Source organism: Couchioplanes caeruleus, from assembly GCF_003751945.1.
In the GTDB taxonomy this organism is placed as follows: domain Bacteria; phylum Actinomycetota; class Actinomycetes; order Mycobacteriales; family Micromonosporaceae; genus Actinoplanes; species Actinoplanes caeruleus.
The window spans coordinates 901,776-927,502 of sequence record NZ_RJKL01000001.1 but is presented as its reverse complement, the minus strand read 5'-3'; the positions used below and the strand labels follow the sequence as shown (position 1 = coordinate 927,502).

At 66.0% G+C, this 25,727-nt stretch carries 20 protein-coding genes and 1 pseudogene; 11 read left to right on the top strand and 10 right to left on the bottom strand.

Features of this window, described 5'->3' with window-relative positions:
- The first annotated feature begins 31 nt into the window (after positions 1 to 31).
- The 3 genes and pseudogenes from EDD30_RS04365 to EDD30_RS41725 form a co-directional block, all read left to right on the top strand.
- Positions 32 to 895 carry a hypothetical protein gene (locus EDD30_RS04365; protein ID WP_071808791.1) on the top strand — a complete coding sequence of 288 codons (864 nt, stop codon included), beginning with the start codon at positions 32 to 34 and terminating at the stop codon, positions 893 to 895.
- Positions 896 to 1,304: 409 nt separating this feature from the next.
- Entirely contained in the window at positions 1,305 to 1,814 is a 510-nt protein-coding gene (locus EDD30_RS04360; protein WP_148088113.1) for a hypothetical protein, read from the top strand.
- Positions 1,815 to 1,960: 146 nt separating this feature from the next.
- Positions 1,961 to 2,279, top strand: a pseudogene (locus EDD30_RS41725) (transposase); the annotation flags it as partial.
- A gap of 326 nt (positions 2,280 to 2,605) precedes the next feature.
- Here the strand turns inward: EDD30_RS41725 and EDD30_RS41375 are convergent.
- Positions 2,606 to 3,622 (bottom strand): tyrosine-type recombinase/integrase, encoded by a 1,017-nt coding sequence (locus EDD30_RS41375; protein WP_084557376.1) that lies wholly within the window; start codon positions 3,620 to 3,622, stop codon positions 2,606 to 2,608.
- Between the two features lie 875 nt (positions 3,623 to 4,497).
- On the opposite strand from EDD30_RS41375, the gene EDD30_RS40290 reads away from it, so the two are divergent.
- Positions 4,498 to 4,938 (top strand): hypothetical protein, encoded by a 441-nt coding sequence (locus tag EDD30_RS40290; RefSeq protein ID WP_342353756.1) that lies wholly within the window; start codon positions 4,498 to 4,500, stop codon positions 4,936 to 4,938.
- Here EDD30_RS40290 and EDD30_RS40285 read toward each other — a convergent pair.
- Entirely contained in the window at positions 4,835 to 5,140 is a 306-nt protein-coding gene (locus EDD30_RS40285) for a hypothetical protein (protein WP_244945691.1), read from the bottom strand. The genes EDD30_RS40290 and EDD30_RS40285 overlap by 104 nt on opposite strands.
- Before the next feature lie 25 nt (positions 5,141 to 5,165).
- Entirely contained in the window at positions 5,166 to 5,711 is a 546-nt protein-coding gene (locus EDD30_RS41930; RefSeq protein WP_071808787.1) for an alpha/beta hydrolase, read from the bottom strand.
- Between the two features lie 140 nt (positions 5,712 to 5,851).
- Between EDD30_RS41930 and EDD30_RS41370 the strand changes: the two genes are divergently transcribed.
- Genes EDD30_RS41370 through EDD30_RS04330 form a run of 3 tightly spaced genes read left to right on the top strand, consistent with a single transcriptional unit; the run spans position 5,852 to position 6,884 of the window.
- A complete protein-coding gene (locus EDD30_RS41370; protein ID WP_280526124.1) occupies positions 5,852 to 5,974 on the top strand; it encodes a hypothetical protein in 123 nt (40 codons plus the stop codon).
- Complete coding sequence (locus EDD30_RS04335; RefSeq protein WP_123678065.1) at positions 5,971 to 6,228, top strand: IS3 family transposase; 258 nt, start codon at positions 5,971 to 5,973, stop codon at positions 6,226 to 6,228. The genes EDD30_RS41370 and EDD30_RS04335 overlap by 4 nt, the downstream gene beginning before the upstream one ends.
- The gene (locus EDD30_RS04330) at positions 6,228 to 6,884 is read left to right on the top strand and encodes an IS3 family transposase (RefSeq protein WP_123678064.1); all 657 of its coding nucleotides are present in this window, start codon (positions 6,228 to 6,230) and stop codon (positions 6,882 to 6,884) included. Before EDD30_RS04335 ends, EDD30_RS04330 begins: the two co-directional genes overlap by 1 nt.
- 325 nt (positions 6,885 to 7,209) lie before the next feature.
- Here EDD30_RS04330 and EDD30_RS04325 read toward each other — a convergent pair whose 3' ends face one another.
- The 3 genes from EDD30_RS04325 to EDD30_RS04315 all read right to left on the bottom strand — a co-directional run bounded on the left by EDD30_RS04325 (position 7,210) and on the right by EDD30_RS04315 (position 20,653).
- Positions 7,210 to 7,884: a hypothetical protein gene (locus EDD30_RS04325; RefSeq protein ID WP_071808786.1), complete on the bottom strand. Its 675-nt coding sequence runs from the start codon at positions 7,882 to 7,884 to the stop codon at positions 7,210 to 7,212.
- Between the two features lie 358 nt (positions 7,885 to 8,242).
- A complete protein-coding gene (locus tag EDD30_RS04320) occupies positions 8,243 to 8,479 on the bottom strand; it encodes a DUF7660 family protein (RefSeq protein ID WP_071808785.1) in 237 nt (78 codons plus the stop codon).
- Positions 8,480 to 9,859: 1,380 nt separating this feature from the next.
- A complete protein-coding gene (locus EDD30_RS04315; RefSeq protein ID WP_170208247.1) occupies positions 9,860 to 20,653 on the bottom strand; it encodes a putative Ig domain-containing protein in 10,794 nt (3,597 codons plus the stop codon).
- Positions 20,654 to 21,417: 764 nt separating this feature from the next.
- Here EDD30_RS04315 and EDD30_RS38720 point away from each other — a divergent pair.
- Positions 21,418 to 21,576 carry a hypothetical protein gene (locus tag EDD30_RS38720; protein WP_170208246.1) on the top strand — a complete coding sequence of 53 codons (159 nt, stop codon included), beginning with the start codon at positions 21,418 to 21,420 and terminating at the stop codon, positions 21,574 to 21,576.
- Positions 21,577 to 21,793: 217 nt separating this feature from the next.
- Here EDD30_RS38720 and EDD30_RS04305 read toward each other — a convergent pair whose 3' ends face one another.
- On the bottom strand, positions 21,794 to 22,525 hold the full coding sequence (locus tag EDD30_RS04305; RefSeq protein WP_071808724.1) for an XRE family transcriptional regulator: 732 nt from the start codon (positions 22,523 to 22,525) through the stop codon (positions 21,794 to 21,796).
- A 140-nt stretch (positions 22,526 to 22,665) separates the two neighbouring features.
- Between EDD30_RS04305 and EDD30_RS04300 the strand changes: the two genes are divergently transcribed.
- A complete protein-coding gene (locus EDD30_RS04300; protein ID WP_071808725.1) occupies positions 22,666 to 22,905 on the top strand; it encodes a hypothetical protein in 240 nt (79 codons plus the stop codon).
- 42 nt (positions 22,906 to 22,947) lie between these two features.
- The gene (locus EDD30_RS04295; protein ID WP_071808726.1) at positions 22,948 to 23,496 is read left to right on the top strand and encodes an HD domain-containing protein; all 549 of its coding nucleotides are present in this window, start codon (positions 22,948 to 22,950) and stop codon (positions 23,494 to 23,496) included.
- 1 nt (position 23,497) lies between these two features.
- On the opposite strand, the gene EDD30_RS04290 is transcribed toward EDD30_RS04295, so the two are convergent.
- Genes EDD30_RS04290 through EDD30_RS04280 form a run of 3 tightly spaced genes read right to left on the bottom strand, consistent with a single transcriptional unit; the run spans position 23,498 to position 25,161 of the window.
- A complete protein-coding gene (locus EDD30_RS04290; RefSeq protein WP_143162981.1) occupies positions 23,498 to 23,950 on the bottom strand; it encodes a hypothetical protein in 453 nt (150 codons plus the stop codon).
- Positions 23,943 to 24,419, bottom strand: a complete 477-nt coding sequence (locus EDD30_RS04285; protein WP_071808728.1) for an NUDIX domain-containing protein — start codon at positions 24,417 to 24,419, stop codon at positions 23,943 to 23,945. Before EDD30_RS04285 ends, EDD30_RS04290 begins: the two co-directional genes overlap by 8 nt.
- Positions 24,420 to 24,426: 7 nt before the next feature.
- The gene (locus tag EDD30_RS04280; RefSeq protein WP_071808729.1) at positions 24,427 to 25,161 is read right to left on the bottom strand and encodes a DUF5919 domain-containing protein; all 735 of its coding nucleotides are present in this window, start codon (positions 25,159 to 25,161) and stop codon (positions 24,427 to 24,429) included.
- A gap of 352 nt (positions 25,162 to 25,513) precedes the next feature.
- Here EDD30_RS04280 and EDD30_RS04275 point away from each other — a divergent pair, with 352 nt between their 5' ends.
- Positions 25,514 to 25,708, top strand: a complete 195-nt coding sequence (locus EDD30_RS04275) for a hypothetical protein (protein ID WP_071808730.1) — start codon at positions 25,514 to 25,516, stop codon at positions 25,706 to 25,708.
- Positions 25,709 to 25,727: the final 19 nt, after the last annotated feature.

Genomic DNA, 25,727 nt, shown 5'->3' with positions numbered 1-25,727 from the left:
GACCTCGGACGCGGCGAGGGGAGCTACCCATATGATCGACCACTGCCCGGAGTGCGGTGAGCCCGGCACGATGCTCATCTACGGTCTGCCCGGTCCCCAGCTGAGCCGCGCCGTCGACGCCGGCCGCGTCAGACTCGGCGGCTGCATGATCGAGCCAGGGCAGCCGGACTGGTACTGCCCGGCGGGGCACCGGTGGAGCGACGAGGATCTCGACGGCCAGCAGCGGCTGCTCGACGAGATCCTGGCCGAGTGCAACGCCCCTCCCACCGCTCACGCCGGTGCAAGCGTCGTCGAGTGGCGCGTCGGCGAGCCCGCGCTCACGCTGGTCACGCCGGGGGCGCCCGACGAGGTGGCGCCGTTCGAGCCGAGCACCCCGGTCGGTGAGTACGCGTTCGTGGTGTCCCCCGACGAGCGCTACGTGGCGCTGTTCATCGATTCGGGGCATCGCACGCACGGCTTCGAGCTGTTCGAGGTGCGGCCCGAGTTCCGGCACATCGGTGGGCTGCCCGCGATGCCGGGCTCCGGGCACCCGCCCGTGTTCTCGCCGGACAGCCGCTGGCTCGTTGGGTTCGTCGCGGACGGATACCGGGTGCGCGGCACCGACCAGCACTTCACCGACCTGTTCGACAAGCGGTCCGGCGCCCGGGTCACGCTCGACTGGGCGAGCCTGCGCGCGCTGCGGGTGCCCGGCGGAGAACTGCACCGGGTCGACGTCGGCGTCGAGATGCCGGTGTCCGCATACCCGCACGAGTACACGGAGTGGGACACCGAGGATGCCGTCCGGTTCACCGCCGGCGATGTCGCGGTGCTGCGGATGCCGTGGGGGCAGAAGGTCGCGGTGTCGCTGCCCCCATCGGCGCCGGTCACCGGCGACCGGCCGGTCCCGGCTCCCTGATGTGCGGCTCTTCGGTACGGCTAGCCCAGGTCGAGGAGGGCGAGGCCGTGCGCACCACCGACAGCCAGCCGGGAGTCCGCCGCGGCGTACGCCGCGCTCCCGGGTCCCGCGGTCACTACGCCGGTGGCCAGATTCGGGGTTCCTTCCGGCCATTGTCGTTGCCGGTAGGTGTGTTGGCCCAGTGGAGCTGTCGCCGGTAGCCGTGTAGGCGGTCTCCATCAAACCCGGGCGGAACACTCCGCCGACTCCATTAGCGGCCCCCATCTGCTGGATATCGTGTGTACCTTCTTGCCGAAGGTGTGCGATTGCCTACAGCCTCAAAGGCCGCGCTGACTCCCTACTGGACCGCCACTGGACCGGGGGTGCTTAGGTGGGGAGGATGTGGGGCACAAAGCCGTTCGCGGACGAGGTGACGATCGGGCCGGACGGGATCACGCTGCGGTGGCCGCTCGGGTCGGCCGAGGAACGCTACAGCGGCACGTGGATCGCGTGGAGTGCCGTCCGCGACGCCGACCCGGACATGTTTCCGCCGGAACTGCGGCTTACCGACGGGCGGACCGTTTTCATCAGCCGGGAACGGCAGGCCGAGCTCGCCGTGGCACTGACGGCAGCCCAGGTGCCGGTGCGTAAACGCGGTGATGTCTGGTCAAACCTGCTCGAACCGTTCCTCGACATCGACTACGACGAGGTGACCCGCGCCGGCTGCGAAAGCAAGCTGCACGCCTGGGGATTCGACGATCAAGAGATAAAACAGATCCGCGACAGGGTGTGGGACTGGATGACCGCTCTTACCCTGGCAACGTCGGAATGGGGCAACTACGGCCACCACGACGTGTTGCTCGCCGCCGGGAACCTGCCCGCTGAACGTTACCTGGCCTTCCGCGCCTGGGCCGACACGATAGCGGCCCGCGCCCCCTGAACAACTCAGTGGGCGATAAGTGCGGCATAGATGCTTTCGGACGTTGTTCGGGTTTCGGCCGTTTCCTGAGCTTTTGTCATTGCTCGATGTCGTGATGTAGCGGCCGTGACCGACATGACCCACCTTGAACCGTGTACTACCTGGTCATGGGTGAGCGTTCCGGGTACCCGAGTGACCTGTCCGACCGGCAGTGGGCGTTGATCGATCCGTTTCTGCAGGCGTGGAAAGCGAAACGCCCGTCGCCGTCGGGGCATGAGGGGCCGCTACGAACTGCGGGCGATCGTGAACGCGATCTTCTATCAGAACCGGACCGGCTGCCAGTGGATGTACCTGCCAAACGACCTGCCGCCCTGGTCAGCGGTGTACTACTACTTCAGACTGTGGCGTGACGACGGCACCGACCAGGCCATTCATGACTTGCTGCGCTGCCAGGCAGATGCCCAACTCGGGCGCCAGGCCTGTCCCGGTCCGACCAGGCATCCGCGCTCCGTCTGCTCGATTTTGCCGTCCGACTTGTCTATTGAGCCTAAAGGCCCAGTCGAGGGCGGGCAGGCAGAGCGTGATCTGACGGAAAGTGCGTCGCTGCGTCGATGGAGGCCTGCCATGATGTGGGGCGCTCAAATTTGTCTTCGTCAGGTTTGGTGGAGCCACCGATCATGCAGCACAGTATCCGGCCGGCCCGGATGACGCCCGCGAAGCCGCCGGACCGGCGCTCAGGTGCGCACGTCCCGGCAGTGCGCGCGTTGTGCGACGGAGCCGATGCGTCGACTTTGACACGCGCAACCGCTGGGTCAGGTGAGGAAGCCGAGGTCGTTGGTGTGCAGGGCGAGTGGGTGGGGTTCGCCGGTGAGGGCTGCGAGGGCGGCGGCGACGGCATGGAGGTCGGCCTTGATATAGGTGGTGGTAGCGGGGCCGGTGTTGTCGGTGTGGCCGGCGTAGGCGCGGGCGATGCCGTAGCTGAAGTTGCGTTCGACCCAGGTCAGGGTGGTGTGCCGTAGCCAGTGGGTGGAGACGCCCTGGGCGGCGGCCCAGGGGAGCTGTTCGCCGATGCGTTTCCACAGCCGGTCGTAGCGGCGGGTGGTGATCGGCCGTCCGTTGCGATACCGCAGTATCGGATCCTCAGCAACGACGGCGCCGCGGGCGTGAGCGTGTTCGTCGAGTCTGGTGGCGAGGCTCAGGGTGATCGGCTGCCATCGGATCGTTTCGCCTTTCTCCCGCACAAGGACGAGACCGTTGGTGGTGTCCAGATCTGCCAGCCGTAGGCCGAGGGCGCCGCCGCGTCGGCAGGCGGTCTCGGTGTGCAGGCGCAGGATGAGGCTGTCGAGGATGACGTCGTTGCCGGTCGTGCGGGCCACCTCGGTGATCGCCTGCATCTCCCAGGGAAGCAAGGCTCGGCGGGTGCTGGGGAGCCGCCGTGGTTTAGGAACCTGATGCGCGGGACTTGATCCGACGGGAATGAGACCGTCGGCCTCGGCGCGGCGGAAGAAGGCGCGGGCCGCGGAGTTTGCGTTCTCGCCGGCGTGCCGCCCGCCTCGATAGTTGCGCCGCTGCTGGCGGGAACGAGCGGTGCAGTCACGTTGGAAGGCTTCGACGTCGGATGCCCGGATGCTATCGATCTGCCGCTCGCCCCAGTGTTCGACCATCCGGGTCCAGTAGGTGCCGTAGGACCGGGTGCTCGCTGGGCTGGATGCCGCGATCACTTGCGGCAGGTACTCCTGGACGGTTATCGCGTGGCTCGTCGGCTCGGCTACGGCGAGGCCGAAGCGGGCGAGCATGGTGTGTGCCGGGTCGGGCGTCTCAGCCGTCATCGACGGCTTCCCGCTGGGCGTAGTGCCGCGCGATCAGGTCGGCGATGGCCGTTTCCGGATGGACGACCAGGATGTCGTGTGCCGGTGCGGCGACCAGGACCACGGGCCGTTCGCTCGTTCACCACGGCGAACGAGCGAACGGCTCCGGGGATCAGGAGATCGCCGCGGCTACCGACAATCGATTTTCCGGTAGGGGAGCGGACGATGACGATCGCGTCGTCGACGACGGCATGCTCGATGCGGTCTCCGCCGGACCAACCCAGGACCCGCAACAGGTACCGGATCGAGACGCGACCCGCTGCATCCGGCCGGGCTAGGCCGAGGTGAAACGAAGACGGATGCTCGCCTACCGGCAGGCGTGCCGCAGGTAGCTGGGGAACCGCCATCGGCGCTGCCGGGATCGGCCGTCTTCGAGACTCGGGCGGCACGAGGGCGCCGATCAACTGTTCGCTGTAGTCGGCTTGTCCATCGATGTGGGGATGCCGACGAACGGTACTGCCCATGGGTTCATGGTCCGCGTCACAGCGACGGTGAGGGCGGTAAGCGGCAAAGTCTGACCGATCGACCGGCATCTTGCCGTCGCTCCGCCCCTGGGAACAAAAAATCGTGAAATTCCGCATCGAATGCGAAACTTCACGATTAATGGTGTCCGAGGATCAACACTCAAGATAAGCACACGGTGATCGTGAGCAAAGAGCTGGCTTGCGGAACGTGAGGAGTTCTATCGCCTCACCTATTGCCCGTCCATCGGCACGCGCGAACACTCGTCGGCGGAGACCTCGTCGGGGGAGAACATCCTGCAGAAGGTTTACTCGACCGCGGGCGGCCAGCACAAGCTCCAGATCGACGGCGTGTCCGGCAAGCCGAGCTGCGTGATGAGCAACAAGGAGGCCACGGGCATCCACGTCGCCAAGAGCGGCAAGTCCATGGCCGACGGCAACTGGCACACTATCGAGTGCCGCCGCGCTGGCACCATGCTGTCGATCCTCGTCGACGACCGGGCGGGAGGACAGCGCGACACTGCCCGCCGGCCTGTCGGCGGTCACCACCCAGCCGCTCAGCCTGGGTGGCAAGGGTACGGGCGTCAACAACGACCAGGTCCACGGCAGCCTCGACGACGCCTGGGGTCAGCATCGGCTGAGAACCGGACGGCGACGGCCGGGATCCCGGGTCCCGGCCGTCCTGTTCGGTCGCTCTACCGCCATTCCGGCGTCATGGACGGTCGACGGCGGACATCGCGCCGACGACCAGCAACACTCCGATCATCGTCCCGAAGAGGATGCCCGCGGCCCAATCCCGGGTGGTGCGGAGGCTGAACAGCACGATGATGAGGATGGCGGCCACCGGCAACAGGAAGATCTCGGCGAACCCCCACATCGCGTTCACCCCCCGCTCGCTTCCCTTGGTGGTGGAAGCGCCGAGCACTATGAGAAGTGCCAGCAACCCATGCGGTGCCAGACCCAGGACGACGCCCAGGCCGAGGGCTTTGCCCGTCGGCGGGCTGGCGTCGTATGGCATGTCGTGCATCTCCTGGTCGGTCGAGTCATGAGCAGGCGCGGGAGCGGGACGCCGGGCCGGTGATCCTTGCACCCGGCGCCCCGCGAGTGGCTCTCGGACTATTACTCGACGGAGCCGTAGTCCCCGGTGGTGATGGCGGCGATGCTGCGCCGCACGTCGTTCTCGCTGTAGTCGTCGGTCCAGTAATCGGAGTGCTCGTTGGGAATGTCGGGGACCCATCCCCGGGCGAAGATGTTCGCGCCGAAGGCCAGTCCATTGGATCGATCATGTTCCAGAAGACCTGGCCTGGGAGGTGGATGATGTCGAACGCGTGTGTCGTCACCCAGACGTGGTCCGCTGCGATGGTCGGCAGGTCTGAGGCTTGCCACACACCGATGCCAGGACTTGCCACGAGGATGAGGTCGTCGGCGTCGAGCCCTTCGGGTTCGCGCGCCGTGTAGCCGATCGCGGTTGTCCCGTAGCTGTGCCCGAGAACCGTGGGTCTTCGCCTCAGTGTGCTCGACCCCAGATCGCAACCTTGGCGGCCGCCGAAGTCGCATAGCCAGGCACCGGCTGCCCCGACAACCGGCACAGCTCCTGCACGGCACCGGCGAAGCCTTCGGCATCCGGGTGAGTCCCCCCGCTTCTCCGGAGTCTCACGAGGCGTTGCGGAACTGGATCCGGCAGGACGAGGCCGACCGCGGGTAGCGTGACGACCGGCCGACGACGGACATGGTGCAGGAGAACCGCCGGCTGCGGCGGGAGAACGCGGAGCTGCGCCGGATCAACGAGGTCCTCAAGGCAGCGTCGGCGTTTTTCGCCGCGGAGTGCGACCCGACCCGGCGTCGGTCATGAGGTTCGTCGATGAACACCGTGGCCGCTACGTGGTCGCGCTCCTGCTACGGGTCCCGGGCGTCAGCGAGTCCACCTACTACGAGTGGCTGGCCAAGGTCGAGCAGCCGTGCGACCGCTACGACGTCGACCGTGCTCTGTTGAGCAACATCCACGAGATCTGGCAGGCATCGGGTGGCACCTACGGCGCTGACCGGGTGCATCAGCAGCTGCGCCGCGACGGTATCCGCTCGGACGCAAGCGCATCGAGAGGCTGATGGCCGTTCAAGGCTGGCGGGGCGCCTATCTACGACGCGGCTGGCGCGGGGGATCCACCCGCCGAGACTCGCGCGCCACACCCGCGCCGGACCTGGTCAACCGGCAGTTCACCGCGAGCGCGCCGAATCGGCTGTGGGTCGCTGACGCCACCCGAATCCCCTGCGGCGAGGGGGTGTTCTGGCTGGCCACCGTCCGAGACGTGTTCTCCCGGCGCATCGTCGGCTGGAAGACCAGTGACCGGTGTAGCACCGATCTGGTGCTCGGCGCCCTGGAGTACGGCGTCTGGTCCCGTGACGTGCGCGCTGGCGAGTGGATTCATCCCAGCGATCAAGGATCGACCTACACCGCGTTTCGCTTCGGTGCTCGGCTGGCCGACCACGGCATCGCCGCCTCGATGGGTTCGGTCGGCGACAGCTTCGATAACGCCCTGATGGAGTACTTCTTCTCTACCCTGAAGACCGAGCTGGTCTACCGGACCAGCTGGCGATCCCGCGAGGAGGCCGAGAACGGGCTCTTCGCCTACATCGACGGGTGGTACAACACCCGCCGCATCCAACGCGAACTCGGCTACCTCAGCCCCGACGAGTACGAGACTGCCTGGCACGATCAGCCAGACCTCACCCACACCACCTTGGCGGCAACCGGCGCCAGGTAACCAACGCTCCGGAGAAGCGGGAGGAACTCATATTCGTCTGAGCTGAGGTGGCCGAGCTCGCGTTGGATGTGGCGGGTGTTTGTACCAGCCGTCGATGTATTGAAGATCGCGTTCTCGGCTTCGTCCTGGGTCCACCAGCTGGTGGGGTAGACCAGTTCGATCAGCCGTGAGTTTGGGTCCCAGCGTTTGCTCGTGATTCTTCTGTGCGTGTAGTCGGGAGCCACCTTCGGTGAGATACCACTAGCGTTGGTAGCGGTCTCGGCTCGCCGGTATTGAGCGACGTGACTTGTGCGTTAACCCGCGGTAGCCGTGCAGCGGCACCGCATCATTCTCGACCGGTTTGCTGCGGACGGACGGATTTTCGCTGTCTCACTGTAACGACGCAGATCACTAGCACCGCCTCGAGCAGCAGGCCAGCGATAGCCAATGCTGCTAGGTGGATCCAGGCCTCCCTGTACTCCTCCTGTGCGGATCTCTTCCGCTCGGCCACGACCCGGCTCGTGGCGTCCGACAGTTTGTTGGTGGCCTGGCGGATGTCGTACGACAGCGCCCGAAGCTCGGTCCGGTTCGCCGCGCCCTCTTCCCCCTTTTGGTCGCCCCGTAAGAGCATGTCGTTTTGCAGCACCTTACGACATTTTTCCCATGCCTTCTCGAAGTCGGAGACGGCAAGCATCTCCGAGAAGTGCAGGGTGAGGACGCGTGCCTCGTATTCGCCTTCGCTCTTCTCCACCTCATTGAGCGCAGCGTCGAGGACATCGCGGCCAGGCTGGCGGTCCTGCTCGGAGGTTAGGTAGTCGTCGAGCAGCGTCAGGAAGCGCGTCACAACGGCGTCCATCGTCCTCATGGCATCGAGGTGGATGTCGCCGCGTTGTCGCTGTTCCGTGACCTCGTGGTCCCTCGTCACCAGCTGATCGAGCGCGCGAAGGCCCGGCACCCCCAGGCATACCACCGTGAACGCGACCGTCAGCAGGATGTGCGGTCTGAACGGGGTGTCGATCAATGCTTGCAGCCACGTATGTCTGCCCGTTCGCGATCCCACCGCTTCAGGAAACACCTCGAAGGATGGTCAGCGCATGAGATTCGCACACCACCAGCTGCCGAGCTTGACGAAATTGCTCCGCGCCAAGCGCGTCCAGGTGGTCCATTCCCGCCGCGCCCCAGTCAGGCACGGACTCATCGTCGCAACCAGCGCGGACAAGGATGAATGGTAGGGCCTAGGTACGCGGCCACCGCGGTACGAAGAACACGATCGTCTAGAATGTCAGTGGTTTGCTCGGGATCAGGGACGACAGTCATAGCTCACGGTGCGTCACTTCAAGCCCATGCGCCACGCAGTCGACGCGGCAGGGAAGTGCGGGCTACTCGTACCCGGTTGCGGCCTGAACCATCGCGGCAAACAAGCGCCAGGAGGCTTGGTCTCTTTCAAGATCAGGCGCTTCGGCGACACGGGCGTCGGCATACGCCGATAGGCCATCGAGGAAACGATCAAGGGTGCCGTTCTCCCAGTCGGCTGCTCCTGTCGATCGGAAGTCAGCCAGCACAGCCGAGAGGTAGCGGGCGAAGTCGTCGCGTGTCTCGACGTTGCTCGGGTCCACGTGCGTTGCCCTCCAGTCTCGTATCCCACTGCACCATGGTGCATGGTCCGGCGACTACCTGGTGACCGGTCGGCCCGCGCCCAACACGGCTAAATGAGTACGCGTCGCCGCCCCGGGGCCTCAGGGTGCCAGGCAGCGGCCGTCGGGGAGGGGCCCGCTGATGTCCGGGGAGTCGGGTCCATCGCCCATCTCGGCGTAGGTGACGATGCAGACCCCGCCGGGTAGGGTGGCGGCGTACATGATCGCGCCCGGTGGGGCCGGGTCGTCGCGGGGCGAGCAAGGCGCACGATCGCGTCGGGGAAGACCTCGTCGTGAAGCACCTGTCGAAGCATTTCAACGTCGGCTTCTGTGGCGCGTCGCAGTGCCCGACAATCGAAGTCGCCGCCGTCCGGAGCGCAGATCGCATCGAAGAGAGCACGCCACACCCGGGAAGCGGCGGGGTCGATGCCGGCCGCGCACGGCAGGGCTTGCGGTTGCTCTCGTCCAGGGCTTCGCGGTCGCAGAGTGCCAGAGCAGTGGCCATTTCTTCCTCAGCCTGCGAGCCGGTGGTTATGCAGGAGTACGAGCCGATCGGCTCCGTTGCGGGACGGATCCCCACCCGGGCAATGACGCCCGCACCGACTAGGACCAGCACAGTGATCACCAATCCGATGAGCTGCCTGCGTCGCGAGGCTGGAGGTCGGTCGGCAGCTGGCGTGTGCTCAGTAGCCAGCTGGCTCAGCGAGACGACCACGATCAAGAAGGCGGCACATGCCCGGCTCCCTGGAGCACATCAGGGCCGTTGTCAATGGTCAAGTCGAGATGGCTGAGCAGGTGCGCGCCCTGCCTGGTGGGTGGGACGAACTGTCCATCGGCGGCCGCTTCCGATACGGCGGTGATCCGATTCGTCGATTACCCTGCCGGACCGCTGACGTCGCAGAGGATGACGGTCATGCCGGTCAGGGCGTTTGCTGTCGCCTCGATGCTCGAAGTCACGTGGCCCAGCAGCCGGCTTCTCTTCAGCTTTTGCGAAGGCTCCAGACAATCTCTCGCTCGCTGTCAAGATCGGCGACCGTTGGACTCCACGCTGTATAGGCCGCCTCAACTCGACCGCAAATAACAAAACCGGAAGTCCTTTGTGATGATATCTTTACCAATAAGAGTTCTTTCTCATCGATCAAGTCGGCGGCTCCCCTTGGTAGATCCTGGTCCGTGGTAGTACCTAGTTTGAGCTCAACCCCATCGAACGAAGTCGGCAGGCTTACCCAGGCAACGCTCTCGAAGTGGACATCGAGACACCGCTTCCCTTCTGACGGTAGCGAGCGTAGTAGCAGCTGGGAGTGACCGACGCCGTATCGCCAGAGCTTGAATCTGCGATTAGAGGTGAACGGCTCGGCGTTCTTATTCGAATGGGTTCGGGACAACGCGGCCTCCTCGATAAAATGTAATTCGACTCCAGGCGTCCGGGCTTTGGCTTACCTGATGCAACTCCCAGTTCGTCAAGTTTTCGTACATGCTCGGATCAACACCAGCTCCCGCACGTGCCGAGGCGACAGGATCCACGATTCCATCAAGGTTGAATGAGATTCGCTTGTTCGAGCCACTGCTCAGATAGCTCTTAAGTTTGTCGTACCACATTTCGTTGCCGGGCCATTCTCTGTGTGTCAATGCTTCGCGCTCCATTGCGAACACAGCTAGTGCTGATTCGCCATCTACGTCTTCCAGACCAAGGGCAATGTGATCGCAGTCCGTGTTGTGTACGAGCACCGGCGTGTTGGCGGCCATCACATAATACGTGTGCAGGCGGTCAACTGTCAGGTTGTACATCGTCATGCTGCCCGTGAAGTTGTGCACCGATTGTACTGTCGTGGAAACGCCGTCGGTACTACTCAAGATCGTGCCGGCGACGAGATCTTGTGCGTCGGTCCAACGCTGTTCTGCGGGTGTCCAGAATGGATGGTGCGCGGTGGTATGAACAACGGATCCGTCGGCCAGGGTCAGGTCCGTCAGTTCCGTGTCGGTATTGACGTGCACCGCGGTCACTGGTTGTGCAGCGGTTTCCTGGCTGACCGGGTCGGCAGCGAGCACTTGCTGACCTGGCCTGATGTCCTTGATCGGGACCGTGTCACCATCGGCCATAAGGACCCGGGTGTCGGCGCGGAAGCTGTTGCAGCTGGTGTTATTCGGGCGCAGGCCTCCCCGGATATCGAGAAAGTCTTTAATCGTTGAGGCGACGTCCAAAAGTGTCTCGGCGGTCTCGACGGCCTTTTGGATAGCGTCCCGTTCTTGGCAAGCTCCCGTGAAGATGGCAAGAGTTGCGCAAGATTTATTGAAGGTGTCCACCTTCGCTTCTAGCTTTAGGGTTCCATTCAGATTGTAGATCTGTTGATCATTGACGAATTTCTCAACGAGAAAACTCTCTTGTGCATTTACATCGCACTGTGACTCAGGGCCCTGGAGGTCGTCAAAGAGGCAGAAGTCCCACGTATCCCAGGCTTTCGCGGTGGCAAGTGCTCGGATTCCTGTACAGTGATCGACGCATAGGCGGGTGGCCGGATCCCAGATGACAGTGTGATTGAAACTGAGGTAATCGACGTCGCTGCGATTCCCGCTCGGGACGAAGGCGGTACCAGGCTCAATGTAGTAGCTCTCGTCGGGCGAAGTCGGGAAATGCAGGCTTACGATGTTAGTGTATCCATTTTGACTGTCCAGGGTGTATACGTCATTGTATGTCACCGCGAGGCCGGTCATTGCGCCATCCCATGGACTGGAGAGCGTCTCGGTGAAGCCGTAGTCGTTTTTGTGAATTCGTGCGATCCGGGGCTTCTGGAGCGTGCCGTCCGCGAGTGGTGGCACGTCCACCATGGCGTAGATCAGGTTTCCGGCCGATGCGATGTGTGCACCCATCACCTGGTAGGCAAGTCCAGTAGTGATGGTGTCGGGGGTTCCGATCGGCGTAGTTGAGAGCTTTCCGTCGGTGTCGGACAAGGACAGTTTGGTCAGTGTTCGACCGTTGATTAGCCAGGCGGCGGAACTGTCGGCGGTTAGTAGTGAGCTGATCGCGATGTCTCGTCCGACGACGTTGGTGACGCCGCTTTCGAGCCCGTACTGATAGAGGGTGCCCGAGCTGTCGAGGGTGTAGAGGTATTTGCGTGCGATGACTGATCGCATGTTGGCAGGCGCCCGTAGGGTGCGGGTGGACCCAGTGTCCGGGTTGACGGCTCGCAGGCCGCAAACATCGTCTGCTACGTAAATCAGCACTCCGTCATTGCCCACGATTGAGGCCCGGGAGAAGCTTGAGAGTGCCCCGGAGTTGCCATCCATGCAGCCGCTGTCATCGCCGCCGGCCACCGTGCCCGTGTCGGCGGGGTGAAAGATGTTGGTCCAGGTGATTTTCGAGCGCTCGGCTGTGTAAGCCATGCCGCGAAGCACGGTAATTCCCCAGCGGTCGCCGTGCATAACGTCGATCCTGGTTAGATTTCCGCTGTTTTCCGCGGGGCCGAGCGGGGGTGTCGGCGCGTAATTCCGGTTCGCAACCGTGATCCGGTGCAATCCATGCTCATCGGCGACGTACAGCCTGCCGTTGTCGCTGGCGATATCCATGACGCTGAATAGAAGGTCGTCGTCGTGGGCGCCGTCGCCGGCGATGATCCGGAGGCTGCCGTCGATCTTGCTGATCCGTCGGAGTACGTTGCTGCTGTCGGTGTAGTAGATGTAGTTTCCGGCTGACAGCGCGGTGTACGCGCTCTTCTCGGGTATGGGGAAGGTCTTGGTTTCGGTCTTGCCGCTCGGATCGAGGCGGTGGAGCATGCCATCGTTGTTGTTGAATGCCCACACGAATGAGCTGTCTGCTGCCAGGGTGCCCATGACGGTCATGTCGGTGAACAGGGGGGTGGGCTGGCGAGTGCTCAGGTTGTAGCGCCAGATCTTGCCGGCACTGTCGAGGGTGTAGAGGTTCGGACCCGCGATAACACTGTGGGGGTTTGCCCGAGCGTTGATCTTGCGGGTCGATCCGGTGTTCGGGTTGACTTCCCGTAGTCCACAGCTGGAATCTGCGACGTAGATCAATTTGCCATCGTTGCCGATAACGTTCGGGTACCGGAAGCTAGCTAGACCGCCGCTGCCGGCGTCGGTGCAGCCGTAGCTTTCGTTACCCGCAACAACCTGCTCGCCGGCTCCGGTTGCGAGATCAAACCGGACGATCCTGTAACCGACGGCGGTGTACGCGTAGCCGTTGAGCACGGTCACGCCCTTGGCCCAGCGATCCGGTCCGAACCGGGTGACTCTTCCCGAGTCCATGACCGGTCCAGTAGCAGGTGGGGCGAAGGTGCGAATTTTGGCGGCGAGTTTGGCGATGCCGTGGGCGCCGGCGGTGTATACCTGGGTGCCGTCGGTGGCGATGGCGGTGGTGTTGTAGAGCAGCTCGTCGTCGTGGGCGCCTTCACCGGCGACGACTTGCAGGCTGCCGTCGCTCTTGCTGATGCGGGTGAGCAGGTCACTGCTGTCGGTGTAGTAGATGTAGTCACCGGCCGAGCGGGCCGCGGTCACGCCGTTGTCGGGTAGCGGGAATGTTTTGGGTTCGACGCCGCCGGTGGGGTCGAGGCGCCAGAGCTTGTAGTCGTTGTTGTTGAACGCCCACACGTATGTGTTGTCGGCGGCCAGGACGCCGCTCATGTAGAAGGGTTTGACCACCACGGCGCTCTGACCGGATTGCAGGTCGTAGCGCCAGATCTTGTCGTAGTCGTGGGTGTAGAGGTAGCGGCCGGCGATGGCCGTGGTGGTGTTGACCGTCGCCTTGATGGTGCGGGTGGCGCCGGTGGCCGGGTTGACCGCGCGTAGACCACAGCTGTAGTCGTAGACGTAGATCAGTGAACCGTCGGTGCCGATTACCCGGGCGGTGCTGGACCAGATGCGGGCTTGGGCGCCGCTGCTGGCGTCGACGCAGAGGTTGCTGCCGTTACCGGCCACCGTCTGCGCGGTAGCGTCCTTGCCCGCGGCCAGGTCGTAGCGCACGACCTTGTAACCCATGGCGGTGTAGGCGTAGCCGCCCAGCACGGCCACACCATTGGTTTGGACGTCCGGGCCGAGCGGACGTACGTCGCCGAAGTTCACCGGCGCACGCACGGCCGGCTCCTCATAGACGCGGGAGACCGTGGCGAGTTTGGCGAGGCCGTGGTCGCCGGCGGTGTAGAGGTAGGTGCCGTCGGTGGCGATGGCGGTGGTGTTGTAGAGCAGCTCGTCGTCGTGGGCGCCGTCGCCGGCGACGATCTGCGTGCTGCCGTCGCTCTTGCTGATGCGGGTGAGCAGGTTCCGGCTGTCGGTGTAGTAGATGTAGTCACCGGCCGAGCGGGCCGCGGTCACGCCGTTGTCGGGTAGCGGGAATGTTTTGGGTTCGACGCCGCCGGTGGGGTCGAGGCGCCAGAGCTTGTAGTCGTTGTTGTTGAACGCCCACACGTATGTGTTGTCGGCGGCCAGGACGCCGCTCATGTAGAAGGGTTTGACCACCACGGCGCTCTGACCGGATTGCAGGTCGTAGCGCCAGATCTTGTCGTAGTCGTGGGTGTAGAGGTAGCGGCCGGCGATGGCCGTGGTGGTGTTGACCGTCGCCTTGATGGTGCGGGTGGCGCCGGTGGCCGGGTTGACCGCGCGTAGACCACAGCTGTAGTCGTAGACGTAGATCAGTGAACCGTCGGTGCCGATTACCCGGGCGGTGCTGGACCAGATGCGGGCTTGGGCGCCGCTGCTGGCGTCGACGCAGAGGTTGCTGCCGTTACCGGCCACCGTCTGCGCGGTAGCGTCCTTGCCCGCGGCCAGGTCGTAGCGCACGACCTTGTAACCCATGGCGGTGTAGGCGTAGCCGCCCAGCACGGCCACACCATTGGTTTGGACGTCCGGGCCGAGCGGACGTACGTCGCCGAAGTTCACCGGCGCACGCACGGCCGGCTCCTCATAGACGCGGGAGACCGTGGCGAGTTTGGCGAGGCCGTGGTCGCCGGCGGTGTAGAGGTAGGTGCCGTCGGTGGCGATGGCGGTGGTGTTGTAGAGCAGCTCGTCGTCGTGGGCGCCGTCGCCGGCGACGATCTGCGTGCTGCCGTCGCTCTTGCTGATGCGGGTGAGCAGGTTCCGGCTGTCGGTGTAGTAGATGTAGTCACCGGCCGAGCGGGCCGCGGTCACGCCGTTGTCGGGTAGCGGGAATGTTTTGGGTTCGACGCCGCCGGTGGGGTCGAGGCGCCAGAGCTTGTAGTCGTTGTTGTTGAACGCCCACACGTATGTGTTGTCGGCGGCCAGGACGCCGCTCATGTAGAAGGGTTTGACCACCACGGCGCTCTGACCGGATTGCAGGTCGTAGCGCCAGATCTTGTCGTAGTCGTGGGTGTAGAGGTAGCGGCCGGCGATGGCCGTGGTGGTGTTGACCGTCGCCTTGATGGTGCGGGTGGCGCCGGTGGCCGGGTTGACCGCGCGTAGACCACAGCTGTAGTCGTAGACGTAGATCAGTGAACCGTCGGTGCCGATTACCCGGGCGGTGCTGGACCAGATGCGGGCTTGGGCGCCGCTGCTGGCGTCGACGCAGAGGTTGCTGCCGTTACCGGCCACCGTCTGCGCGGTAGCGTCCTTGCCCGCGGCCAGGTCGTAGCGCACGACCTTGTAACCCATGGCGGTGTAGGCGTAGCCGCCCAGCACGGCCACACCACCGCTGCTCACGTCCGACCCAAACCCGGCAACCATGCCCGAGCTCATGACCGGTCCGGTGGCGGGTGGTGCGTAGGTGCGGGTTTTGACAGTGAGTTTGGCGAGGCCGTGGTCGCCGGCGGTGTAGAGGTAGGTGCCGTCGGTGGCGATGGCGGTGGTGTTGTAGAGCAGCTCGTCGTCGTGGGCGCCATCGCCGGCGACGATCTGCGTGCTGCCGTCGCTCTTGCTGATGCGGGTGAGCAGGTTCCGGCTGTCGGTGTAGTAGATGTAGTCACCGGCCGAGCGGGCCGCGGTGAACGCCTCGGTGCTAGGCAGCGCAAACGTCTGAGCGGTGGCGCTGGTGTTGTTCAGATCGAGGCGGTAAAGCCGGTCGTCGTCGTTGCGGAACACCCACAGGTGGGTGTTGTCGGCGGCCAGGACGCCGCCACTGGCCATGTTGAAGACGCCGACCACCACGGTGCTCTGGCCGGATTGCAGGTCGTAGCGCCAGATCTTGCTGCTGCTGCCGTCGTGGGTGTAGAGGTAGCGGCCGGCGATGGCCGTGGTGGTGTTGACCGTCGCCTTGATGGTGCGGGTGGCGCCGGTGGCCGGGTTGACCGCGCGTAGACCACAGCTGTAGTCGTAGACGTAGATCAGTGAACCGTCGGTGCCGATTACCCGGGCGGTGCTGGACCAGATGCGGGCTTGGGCGCCGCTGCTGGCGTCGACGCAGAGGTTGCTGCCGTTACCGGCCACCGTCTGCGCGGTAGCGTCCTTGCCCGCGGCCAGGTCGTAGCGCACGACCTTGTAACCCATGGCGGTGTAGGCGTAGCCGCCCAGCACGGCCACACCACCGCTGCTCACGTCCGACCCAAACCCGGCAACCATGCCCGAGCTCATGACCGGTCCGGTGGCGGGTGGTGCGTAGGTGCGGGTTTTGACAGTGAGTTTGGCGAGGCCGTGGTCGCCGGCGGTGTAGAGGTAGGTGCCGTCGGTGGCGATGGCGGTGGTGTTGTAGAGCAGCTCGTCGTCGTGGGCGCCATCGCCGGCGACGATCTGCGTGCTGCCGTCGCTCTTGCTGATGCGGGTGAGCAGGTTCCGGCTGTCGGTGTAGTAGATGTAGTCACCGGCCGAGCGGGCCGCGGTGAACGCCTCGGTGCTAGGCAGCGCAAACGTCTGAGCGGTGGCGCTGGTGTTGTTCAGATCGAGGCGGTAAAGCCGGTCGTCGTCGTTGCGGAACACCCACAGGTGGGTGTTGTCGGCGGCCAGGACGCCGCCACTGGCCATGTTGAAGACGCCGACCACCACGGTGCTCTGGCCGGATTGCAGGTCGTAGCGCCAGATCTTGCTGCTGCTGCCGTCGTGGGTGTAGAGGTAGCGGCCGGCGATGGCCGTGGTGGTGTTGACCGTCGCCTTGATGGTGCGGGTGGCGCCGGTGGCCGGGTTGACCGCGCGTAGACCACAGCTGTAGTCGTAGACGTAGATCAGTGAACCGTCGGTGCCGATTACCCGGGCGGTGCTGGACCAGATGCGGGCTTGGGCGCCGCTGCTGGCGTCGACGCAGAGGTTGCTGCCGTTACCGGCCACCGTCTGCGCGGTAGCGTCCTTGCCCGCGGCCAGGTCGTAGCGCACGACCTTGTAACCCATGGCGGTGTAGGCGTAGCCGCCCAGCACGGCCACACCACCGCTGCTCACGTCCGACCCAAACCCGGCAACCATGCCCGAGCTCATGACGGGACCCGTAGCCGGGCCCGCGTACACGAGCCAGGGGAAGATGGTGTGACCGGTACGCCCGCTGCCGCTGGTGGCAGTGACGGTGACGGTGAAGGTACCGGCCGCGCGCACGGTGCCAGTGATGACGCCGGTGGTGCGGTCGATCGTCAAGCCCTCAGGGAGGCCGTCGGCGGTCCAGGCGAACGGCCCCACGGGCTCGTCCACGGTCATCGCCAGGGCAGGGACCTGCTGGCCCTGATCGACGGGTGCAGGCTTCGGCTCGGACAGTGTCAGCGCGGCCGGGATCCCGGCGATGACGCCGCGGATCTCGATCTCGTCGATGAGGCTCCAGCCGGCGCTGCCGTTGACGGTGGCGCGCACGTAGCGGGCGGTGTCATTGAGGCCGACCGCGCGGTAGGCCTTGACCTGGTCCGCATCGGAAACGTACGGGCGGGAGACGAGGGTGAGGTCGGTGAAGTTCTGCCCGTCGTTGGAGAAGGCGTAGGCGACGGTCACCGGCAGTTCGACATCCTGATTCTGCTTCTGCAGCCAGGTGCTGTTGATCTCGGTGATGGGCCGGCTGGTGCCCAGGTCCACCGTGAACGTGTACTTGTCGGTGGCGGGACGGCCCTGCCAGGCCACACCGGCGGCGTTCAAGTCGCCGTGGACGCCGTCGGTCAGTCCACGGCCGGCGTCCGGGTGTGTCGCGTCGGCGGGTGTGCTGGCGGTGTAGGCGCAGCTGTGGGTGTCGCTGTCGGGGCAGGTGGTGTAGTTCTCGGGCGCGGCCGGCGTGGGCAGCGTGGTCGCCGCGGTCTGCGTGCTGGTGGCGGTTTCCACGCCTTCGCCGCTGATCGCGGTGACGCGGTACTGGTAGGTGGTGGCGCCGTCGAGCTGGCGGTCCCACAAGGTCGTGTCTGTGCCGGTGGTGGCCACTCGGGCGCCGTCGCGGTAGATGCCGTAGCCGGCGGCGCCTTCAACTGAGGCCCACTCGAGCTGCACCGTCTGCAGGCCCTCGGCGTGGGCGGTCAACGCGATCGGTGTCAACAGCTCGACAACCCACGTGAACGCGATGTGGTCGGTGCGTCCGGCGGCGTCGGTGATGGTGGCGGTGACGGTAGCTCCGGCGCTCGCGTCACCCGGCGCTCCGGTCACGATCCCCGTGCGCGGGTCCAGCGCCAGCCCGGCCGGCAGGCCGTCGACGGTCCAGGTGTAGGGGGTGGCGCCGCCGCCGGCGACCAGGGTGAGGTTCACCGGCTGGCCGACGAGCGTGGTCTGGTCACCAGGGTTGACCGCGGCGACGGCGGTCGCCGCGTTCCAGGCGAATTCGATGCTGGCGGTGCCGTCGTTGGCGTCGGTGACCGTGACCGCTACCGTCCAGGTTCCCTCGGTGGTGGGTGTGCCAGAGATTTCGCCCGTGGCAGCGTTCAGGCTCATCCCGGTAGGCAGACCGGTCGCGGCCCACCGGAGATCACCAGAGCCGCCGGTGGCGACGAGCTCCAGCGTGGTGGCAACGCCAATGGTTCCGGCCTGCGCACCGGGATCGGCGACGGCCAAGGGCCCGGCGACGTTCCAGGTGAACGACGTCGTGGCGGTGCGGCCGGCACCGTCGATGACGGTCGCGGTGACAACTGACGTCGTCGCCCCGGTCGGGACGCCGGAGACGACACCGGCCACGGTGGCCGACAGGCCGGCGGGCAGGCCGTTGACGATCCACGTGTACGGCGCGGTCCCGCCATCAGCGTTCAAGACGACGTTGGTGATGGCGGCCCCGGCGGTGCTGGCGCGGGTGCCCGGGCTGGTGACGGCGATGGGCGTACCTACGGTGAGCGCGAAGGTCACCGTGTTGGTGATCTTCAGGGCATCCGTGACTGTGACCGTCACGGACGCCGTGGCGGGAGTGGTGACGGTGCCGGTGATGAGGCCGGTGCTGGCCTTGATGGTCAGTCCGGCGGGCAGGCCGGTGGCGCTCCAGGTGTAGGGGGCTTTGCCGCCGGTGGCGGTCATCTGATGGGACAGCGCGATACCGGTGGTGGCGTGCACCGTGCCGGGGTTGGTCAGCTCGGGTGCGGCGGCGATGGTCCAAGGGAAACTGGTCGCGCCGGAGACGCGAGCCGCGTCGGTGGCGGTGACCTTGGCAGTGTAGACACCGTTGGTGGTCGGGGTTCCGGTGATGACGCCACTGGCTGGGTCGATGCTCAGGCCGGGAGGAAGGCCGGTGGCGGTCCAGGTGTAGTCGCCGGTACCGCCGGCAGCCTTGATCGCCAGCGGGGTGATCGGCATGCCGATGCCAGAGCCGCGGCTGCTGGGGTAGGTGACGATGACGCCGGTGGCGAAGGAGAACGAGACGCTGCCGGTGATGCCATTCTTGTCGGTGACGGTGACCTTCGTCGTCTGGCTACCCGCGGTGGTGGGGGTACCCGAGATGACACCGGTGGCCGCGTCGATGGACAGGCCGGCAGGAAGACCCGTGGCGCTCCACCGGTAGGGAGTGGTGCCGCCGCTGGCGGTCAAGGTCTTGGCATACGCGACGCCGGTGGGACCGACCTGACCACCCGGGTTGCCGATCGTGATCGGCGCGACGATGTTCCAGGTAAACGTGGTCGTGTGGGTGCGCTGGCCGGCGTCGGTGGCGGTGACGCTCACGGGGCTGGACCCGACAGTGGTGGGGGTGCCTGAGACGACACCCGTGACTCGGTCGAGGGCCAGGCCGGCGGGCAGGCCAGCGGCCGACCACGTGTAGGGCGCGACACCGCCGGCGGCAGCAAGAGTTGCGGAGACGGGATTGCCGGTGGCGTCGCTGCGGGTGCCCGGGTCGGTGATCGAGACCGGGGTGGCGACGGTGACCGGGACGGTGATGGTGGTGGCGATCTTTGCGGCGTCGGTGACGGTGATCAGTACCGACGCGGTGCCGTCGGTGGCAGCGGTGGCCGTGCCGGAGATGAGGCCGGTGCTGGCCTTGATGGTCAGGCCGGCGGGAAGGCCGGTGGCGGTCCAGGTGTGCGGCGTGGTGCCGCCGGTGGCGATCATCTGCTTCGACGCGGCCACGCCGGTGGTGGCGTGCACGGGTCCGGGGTCGGTGATGGTGGCGCCGGGGGCGACGGTCCAGGTGAAGCCGGTGGAGCCGGCCTTGCCGGCGGTGTCGGTAGCGGTGGCCTTGACCGTGTAGGCGCCGTCAGCGGTAGGGGTGCCGGTGATGACACCGGTTGCGGCATCGATGGCCAGGCCAGTGGGCAAGCCGGTGGCGGTCCAGGTGTATTCGCCGGTGCCGCCGGCGACCTTGAGCGCGAGCGGGGCGATGGGGGTGCCGGTGTTGCTGCCCCGGCTGCTGGGGTAGGTGACGATCACACCGGTGGCGAAGGAGAACGACACCGTGCCCGCGACACCGGTGGTGTCGGTGGCGGTTACCTTCGTCGCATACGTGCCCGCGATGGTCGGGGTGCCGGAGATCAGACCCGTCGTGGCGTCGATGGCCAGGCCCGGCGGAAGCGACAACGCTGACCACGCGTACGGGGTGGTGCCGCCGGTCGCGGTCATCGCCTTGGAGTAGGCGACCCCGGTCGGCGCGGCCTGACCGTACGGGTTGGTCACCGTGACCACCCCTGCAGCCGACGCCGGCGGCACGGCGATGAAGGGCACAAGCAGCGCGAGCACGCAGGCCAGCGTGAGCGTGGTGAGCCGGCGTGACCGCCAGCCCGCGCGTCCAACCGCCGGTACCGCGAACGTGCGAGGTTCCTGCCGCAGCATCTGCAACCCTTCGACAACCGTCAGATGACCGAACGGTACGGATTTGCGGCATACGCGCAGCAGATGCAATCGACCGGATACGGATCCTCCGGCCCGGCGTGCAGCTGACATGCAGGGGCGGAATCCAATGCCCGAAAGGCTGACCGTCGCATCGCGAAGCCGCACCACAACGCACGCGCCGTCACATCAACCACGCGGGAAATGTGGACGAGCTGGGCGAAGGCCGTGCGTATTCAATGTCTCGCCAGAAGCCCTCAAGTCCGCGTGCGTAGAGCTGTCGCAAGATCAGCATCCCGTCGGCGCACGCCCGGGACAGCGGCCTGGGCGGGACATCTAGAAGTCGCGAGACGTCCAGGGCCACGCGGTGCCGATCAGTTCTGGCGGCGACGAGCCTTGCTCGTGGAGTTGCCACTTCGCGTGGCGCTCGCCCAAGACCCCGGCCGTCCGTGACAGTTGCCTCCGGGCGGCCGGGCTGTCGCCGCACGGAGGACACCGATGGCTTCTGAACAGCACGGATACGAGCCTGTGTCCCTGACCGATCGACTCCTGTCCTATTACCGCGACGTTGTCGCCATGCACGCCGATGATCCGGTCATCGGCGCGTGCCTGGTCTGCCGAGTGCCGAGGTGCGAGGACTGGCGATTCGCATCCGAGCGGCTGTTCGCCCCCGCCGCCCGAGAGGCAGAGCCGATTATCCCGGCTCCTCCGCAGCCTCAATACGGAGCCGACGCCTCGTGAGCCGCGTCGCCCCGGTACGCGCGGGAGACGTGATCCAGGTAGCCGAACCGGACTACTGCTACGGCGTCGGCTCTATAACGCTGAGGATCACCACGGTGCACTACCTCGTGTACCTCGATGACGGGCCCTGGGTGGTCGTCGACGGCATCCCGTTGTGGCCGAACGGCTACGAGGGCGAGGAGCGCTACGCGCAGATACGCGTCACCGGCATCCAGCACCTACCCGGCGGGCCCGCATCGAGGACCACGTCATGACCCCGACGGTGTACCTGTCTCATGTCGCCCGCGCACAGATCGCGATCGCGGAGGCAGACCTGTACTTCCACCTTCCCGTGACGCCGGGCGGTCTCTGCGTCACCTGCGCTGAGCCCGAGCCGTGCTCAGGACGCTATGCAGCACTTCAGGTGCTTCTCCGGTACGGAGTCCTGCCCAAGCGGCGACCGGGTGTCGCAGGAGTCCGAACCACCGGTTCTCAGACGATGGCGGGCTTCGTGACAGACCAGACGCGTTCGAACGAGGCGAGATAGGTCGCCACCATCCCGTCCACGCGGCTGCCCTTCAAATGCAGCACCGGAGCGTGGGCGCCGGGCCGTCCATAGATGTGCGAGGTCACGAGCAGTTCGTCGTCGGCGCGGCAGATCGAGTTGTAGAGCACGGTGTCGTGCAAACCCAGCGCGGCCCCGGGCTCTTCAGCCAGCGGACCGAAGCCGACCAGCGCTGTGCGGATGCGGGCGCTCATCCCGGCACCGATCCGTTCCTCGTCCCCGCGCGTGGCAACGTGCTTGCCAGCCGGATCGCCGAGCGCGATGCGAACCCGTACACCTGCTCGGGCTTTCTCCCGCAACAGGTCGGTCACCGCGACGTTCTCGGCGAGAAAGAGCGCGCTGTAAGCCAGGATCGCGACCTCATGCTCAGCACGGCTCAGCAATCCTGCCCACGCATCGGCCGGCACGGCGGAGCGGTGCGGGTAGACGATCCGCACCTCGTCGGCCAGGGTCGCCGGATCGGCCGGACGTGCCAGTTCGGGCCAAAGGTCGTGTGGAGACCAGCCGGTCAGCGCCACCAGCGCCTCCCGATGCCGCGGGTACGGCTGGCGGCCCGTCATCCATCGCTGCACGGTCTTCGGGTCGACACCCAGGCGCGCCGCAACGTCAACTGCGTCGATGCCTGCACCGCGGAGGGCTCGGGCGAGAGGATGGTTCACGCAACGACTCCGATCGCTGGCGAGAACGTCATCCTAGCCAAGAAGTCCCAAGACGTCCTCACGGCGTGGTTCACCTGTCGTCACTCCACGTTCAGAGTCGACAGCGAGAGAACATCAGGAGTCGAGGTGGACGGGCGACGATGGCCAAGGAAGAAGACGAGGCGGCGCGGAGGTCAGCGGAGCGCCTGGCGCTGGCGCTCGAGGACGCCGGGTTCGACGTCGGCCAAGAGTTTCCCGCACTCCATGACGCCGTCGGCCGTCAGGGTAGGGCAGTGGTTCGCATCGGTGACGTGTTGCCACCCATCGCCGATCGGCTCGCCTCGGCACTGATGGCAGGCTCCGGTCAGGATCACCAGGCTGAGGGGGAGAGCAGCAGGTAGCGACCTTGATCCCGTCGGCGGGGCGTTCGTTAGTCTGCTCCGGTGGAGCAGATCGAACGAGCCCGCGATCTCGCGCGCCAGTTGCTGGCCGAATCGATCCCACGTCGCTGGTCACACAGCCAAGGTGTCGGCCGCAAGGCCGAGTCAGTTGCCCACCTCGTCGGGGACGAAGGGACGGCGTTGATATCTGCCGCCTGGCTGCACGACATCGGGTACGCACCCGATCTCGTGGTTACTGGCATGCATCAGCTCGACGGCGCCCGCTACCTGCGCGACGTCGTCCACGCCGACGAGCTGGTCTGCCGGCTGGTCGCCCACCATTCGTGCGCGTTCATCGAGGCCCGGAACCGTGGCCTCGATGGTCAGCTCGCAAACGAATTCCCGCAGGTGCCAGGCATCATGTCGCATGCGATCACGTACGCGGACATGACGACTACACCGGTAGGCGAGCCGACCGACGTAGAGCCGCGCCTTGCCGAGATCCTCGCCCGCTATGGGGACGGTGACATCGTCGCCGAGTCGATCCGTGAGGCGAGCCCGCTGATCATCAACTCGGTTCAGGTGATCACGAAGGCACTCCACGAGGACTGACTCAGTCGGCCCGGCAGAGCGAGCCCTGTTCGTCGCGGCTCCACCGGCGGCCGGCGCTGTCCAGAAATTCGATCTGTACGGGCTCCGGCTCGATGTACGTCCGCAGCCAGTCCGACGGCGCCGGTCGCTGAACCGTCCGGCCGGGTGGGACGAGGCCGACGAACTCTGCGTCCGGCTGCTCGCCGTTGCGCGCGGGCATCGGCAGCTCGACCTCGTAGATCGGCATGTCGCTCGCATTGTGAATGTGGAACGCCAGGTCCCGGCCGCCGTCGACCTTACGGGTCAGCTCCACCCACGCACTGATGCGCTCTGTCTGGGCGCGGCGTTCGTCCTCGGCACGGTCAGCCTCCCGGCGATGCTCACGCCGTAGAAGAAGGAACCCGACCAGAAACGCGCCGACGGTGCCCACCGCGGAGAAGACATCGGCGAAGGCGCTCAACCAGTCGCTATCCAAGGTGTACGTCCTGCGGCGCGGTCAGGAAGTGGTCGAGCCGCATGCGCATGGAGCGGTCCATCGGCAGCGAGCCGATTTCACGTACGGGTACCCATCGCACTTCGGTCGTCTCGGCACTGCGGGCCAGGGACCCGCCGATGGGCCGGGCGGCGAAGACGACGGAGAACTCCTGCCGCACCTCGCCATCGCTGGTATAGAGGATGACGTGTCGGGGGTCGGTGAAGATCCCGACCAGGCCGGTGACCTCGACGTCGACCCCGGTCTCTTCGGCGGTCTCGCGCACTGCGGCATCGGGCAGGGACTCGCCGAGGTCCATCGCACCGCCGGGAAGCGCCCAGTTCCCGTTGTCCGATCGGCGGATCAGGAGGATCTCCCCGTCCTCGTTCGTGACGACGACGTTCGCCGAGGGAACAATGGACGTCGGGCGGGGCGCCTCAGGGTCGTCGTAGAAGTCGATGCGCCGTCCCATGCCGTCCTCACTCCACCGGGGTCGCGTCGTCCCACACCCGCTCGAAGCTGTCCAGGTACGTCGACACCATGCCGCCGCCGGCTACCCGACGCAGGTGGAGTACCGGGGCTTGAGCCGCGGTGAAGCTGTAGATGTGAGTGTTGACGAGCAACTGATCGTCGGCACGGTAGATCGAGTTGTAGAGCACCGTACGGTGCAATCGGAACTCGATGCCGTCGACCTCGCGCAACGGCCGGTACATCACGAGCGCATTTCTGATCTTCGCGGCCTGAACGTCGTCCACGCCCTCGTCAGCGCCGCGCTGGGCGACAGCCTCACTGTCCGGATCACCGAGCAGGATGCGTACGCGTACCCCGGCATCGGCCTTCTGCCGGAAGATGCGCTGGATGCCGGCATCCTCGGAGAGGAACAAGCCGCTGTAGACAAGGACGCCGATCTCCTCCTCGGCGCTGTCGAACATGTTGCGCCAAAGGTCCGACGGAACGGTCCAGCGGTGCGGATAGATGTTGATGATCTCGCTCTCGCTGGCGCTGGCCACCTGGTCAGAGCTCAGCGCGTCCGGCCACAGATAGACCTCGTCCACCCCGAGATGAGCCGAGACCGCATACCGATGACGCCGGTACGGTGTGCGCCCGCTGATCCACCGCTCGACGCTCTTCGGGTCCACCTTGAGCACTTCCGCCAAACCGGCCGGGGTGATGCCGCGCTCCAACATCGCGGTGCGTAGTCGGTCGTTCGGCATCGTCTTCCCGTCAGGACGTCCGGCAGCGAAACCACCTTAGGCGAGACGTCTCGGACACGTCCAGCCATGACCTGATCACGTCCCGTCCTCAAATCGCACTCTCGGAGGCATCGATGCGGGTCACGCATCGCCGGCCCGAGAGGAGATCAGCAATGGACACCCAGCACTTCACGAACGAGGTCCCGACCTGCCCGTGCGGGGCGCAGCTCAGCGCGGGGCACCCGACCCTGTGCCGCAAGTGCGTCGCCCGCTCCCGCTGGACTCGCCGGCATCAGGCTCGCGGCAGTCACGGAGGAGCAGACCGAGCCATCCGTACGCGTCGAGCCCGACGGAGCCGGGACGGTGGCGACGAATGACGATCGCCGTATCCGCCGTCGTCCTGCTCGGCGTCTTCGTCTACCTGCTCTGGCGTTACGCCCGCCTGCCGCTCTGGCAGGCCGCCATCTGCGCAGCCTTCGGCTACTACCTCTCCTCATCGTCCATCGGGCCGGAGGTCGGCAACGGGCTCCGCGCCCTGGCCCGGTTCATCGCCGGCCTGGTCCTCTGAGGTGAGGCACCGCGACTGG

Bases quoted from the DNA above. Each gene is read 5' to 3' on its own strand.
- EDD30_RS04365 (WP_071808791.1), top strand. From the start codon at position 32: ATGATCGACCACTGCCCGGAGTGCGGTGAGCCCGGCACGATGCTCATC.
- EDD30_RS04285 (WP_071808728.1), bottom strand. From the start codon at position 24,419: ATGGGACGGCGCATCGACTTCTACGACGACCCTGAGGCGCCCCGCCCG.
- EDD30_RS40285 (WP_244945691.1), bottom strand. From the start codon at position 5,140: ATGCCATACGACGCCAGCCCGCCGACGGGCAAAGCCCTCGGCCTGGGC.
- EDD30_RS04280 (WP_071808729.1), bottom strand. From the start codon at position 25,161: ATGCCGAACGACCGACTACGCACCGCGATGTTGGAGCGCGGCATCACC.
- EDD30_RS04275 (WP_071808730.1), top strand. From the start codon at position 25,514: ATGACGATCGCCGTATCCGCCGTCGTCCTGCTCGGCGTCTTCGTCTAC.
- EDD30_RS41370 (WP_280526124.1), top strand. From the start codon at position 5,852: ATGGTGCAGGAGAACCGCCGGCTGCGGCGGGAGAACGCGGAGCTGCGC.
- EDD30_RS04335 (WP_123678065.1), top strand. From the start codon at position 5,971: ATGAGGTTCGTCGATGAACACCGTGGCCGCTACGTGGTCGCGCTCCTG.
- EDD30_RS04330 (WP_123678064.1), top strand. From the start codon at position 6,228: ATGGCCGTTCAAGGCTGGCGGGGCGCCTATCTACGACGCGGCTGGCGC.
- EDD30_RS04300 (WP_071808725.1), top strand. From the start codon at position 22,666: ATGGCCAAGGAAGAAGACGAGGCGGCGCGGAGGTCAGCGGAGCGCCTG.
- EDD30_RS41375 (WP_084557376.1), bottom strand. From the start codon at position 3,622: ATGACGGCTGAGACGCCCGACCCGGCACACACCATGCTCGCCCGCTTC.
- EDD30_RS40290 (WP_342353756.1), top strand. From the start codon at position 4,498: ATGAGCAACAAGGAGGCCACGGGCATCCACGTCGCCAAGAGCGGCAAG.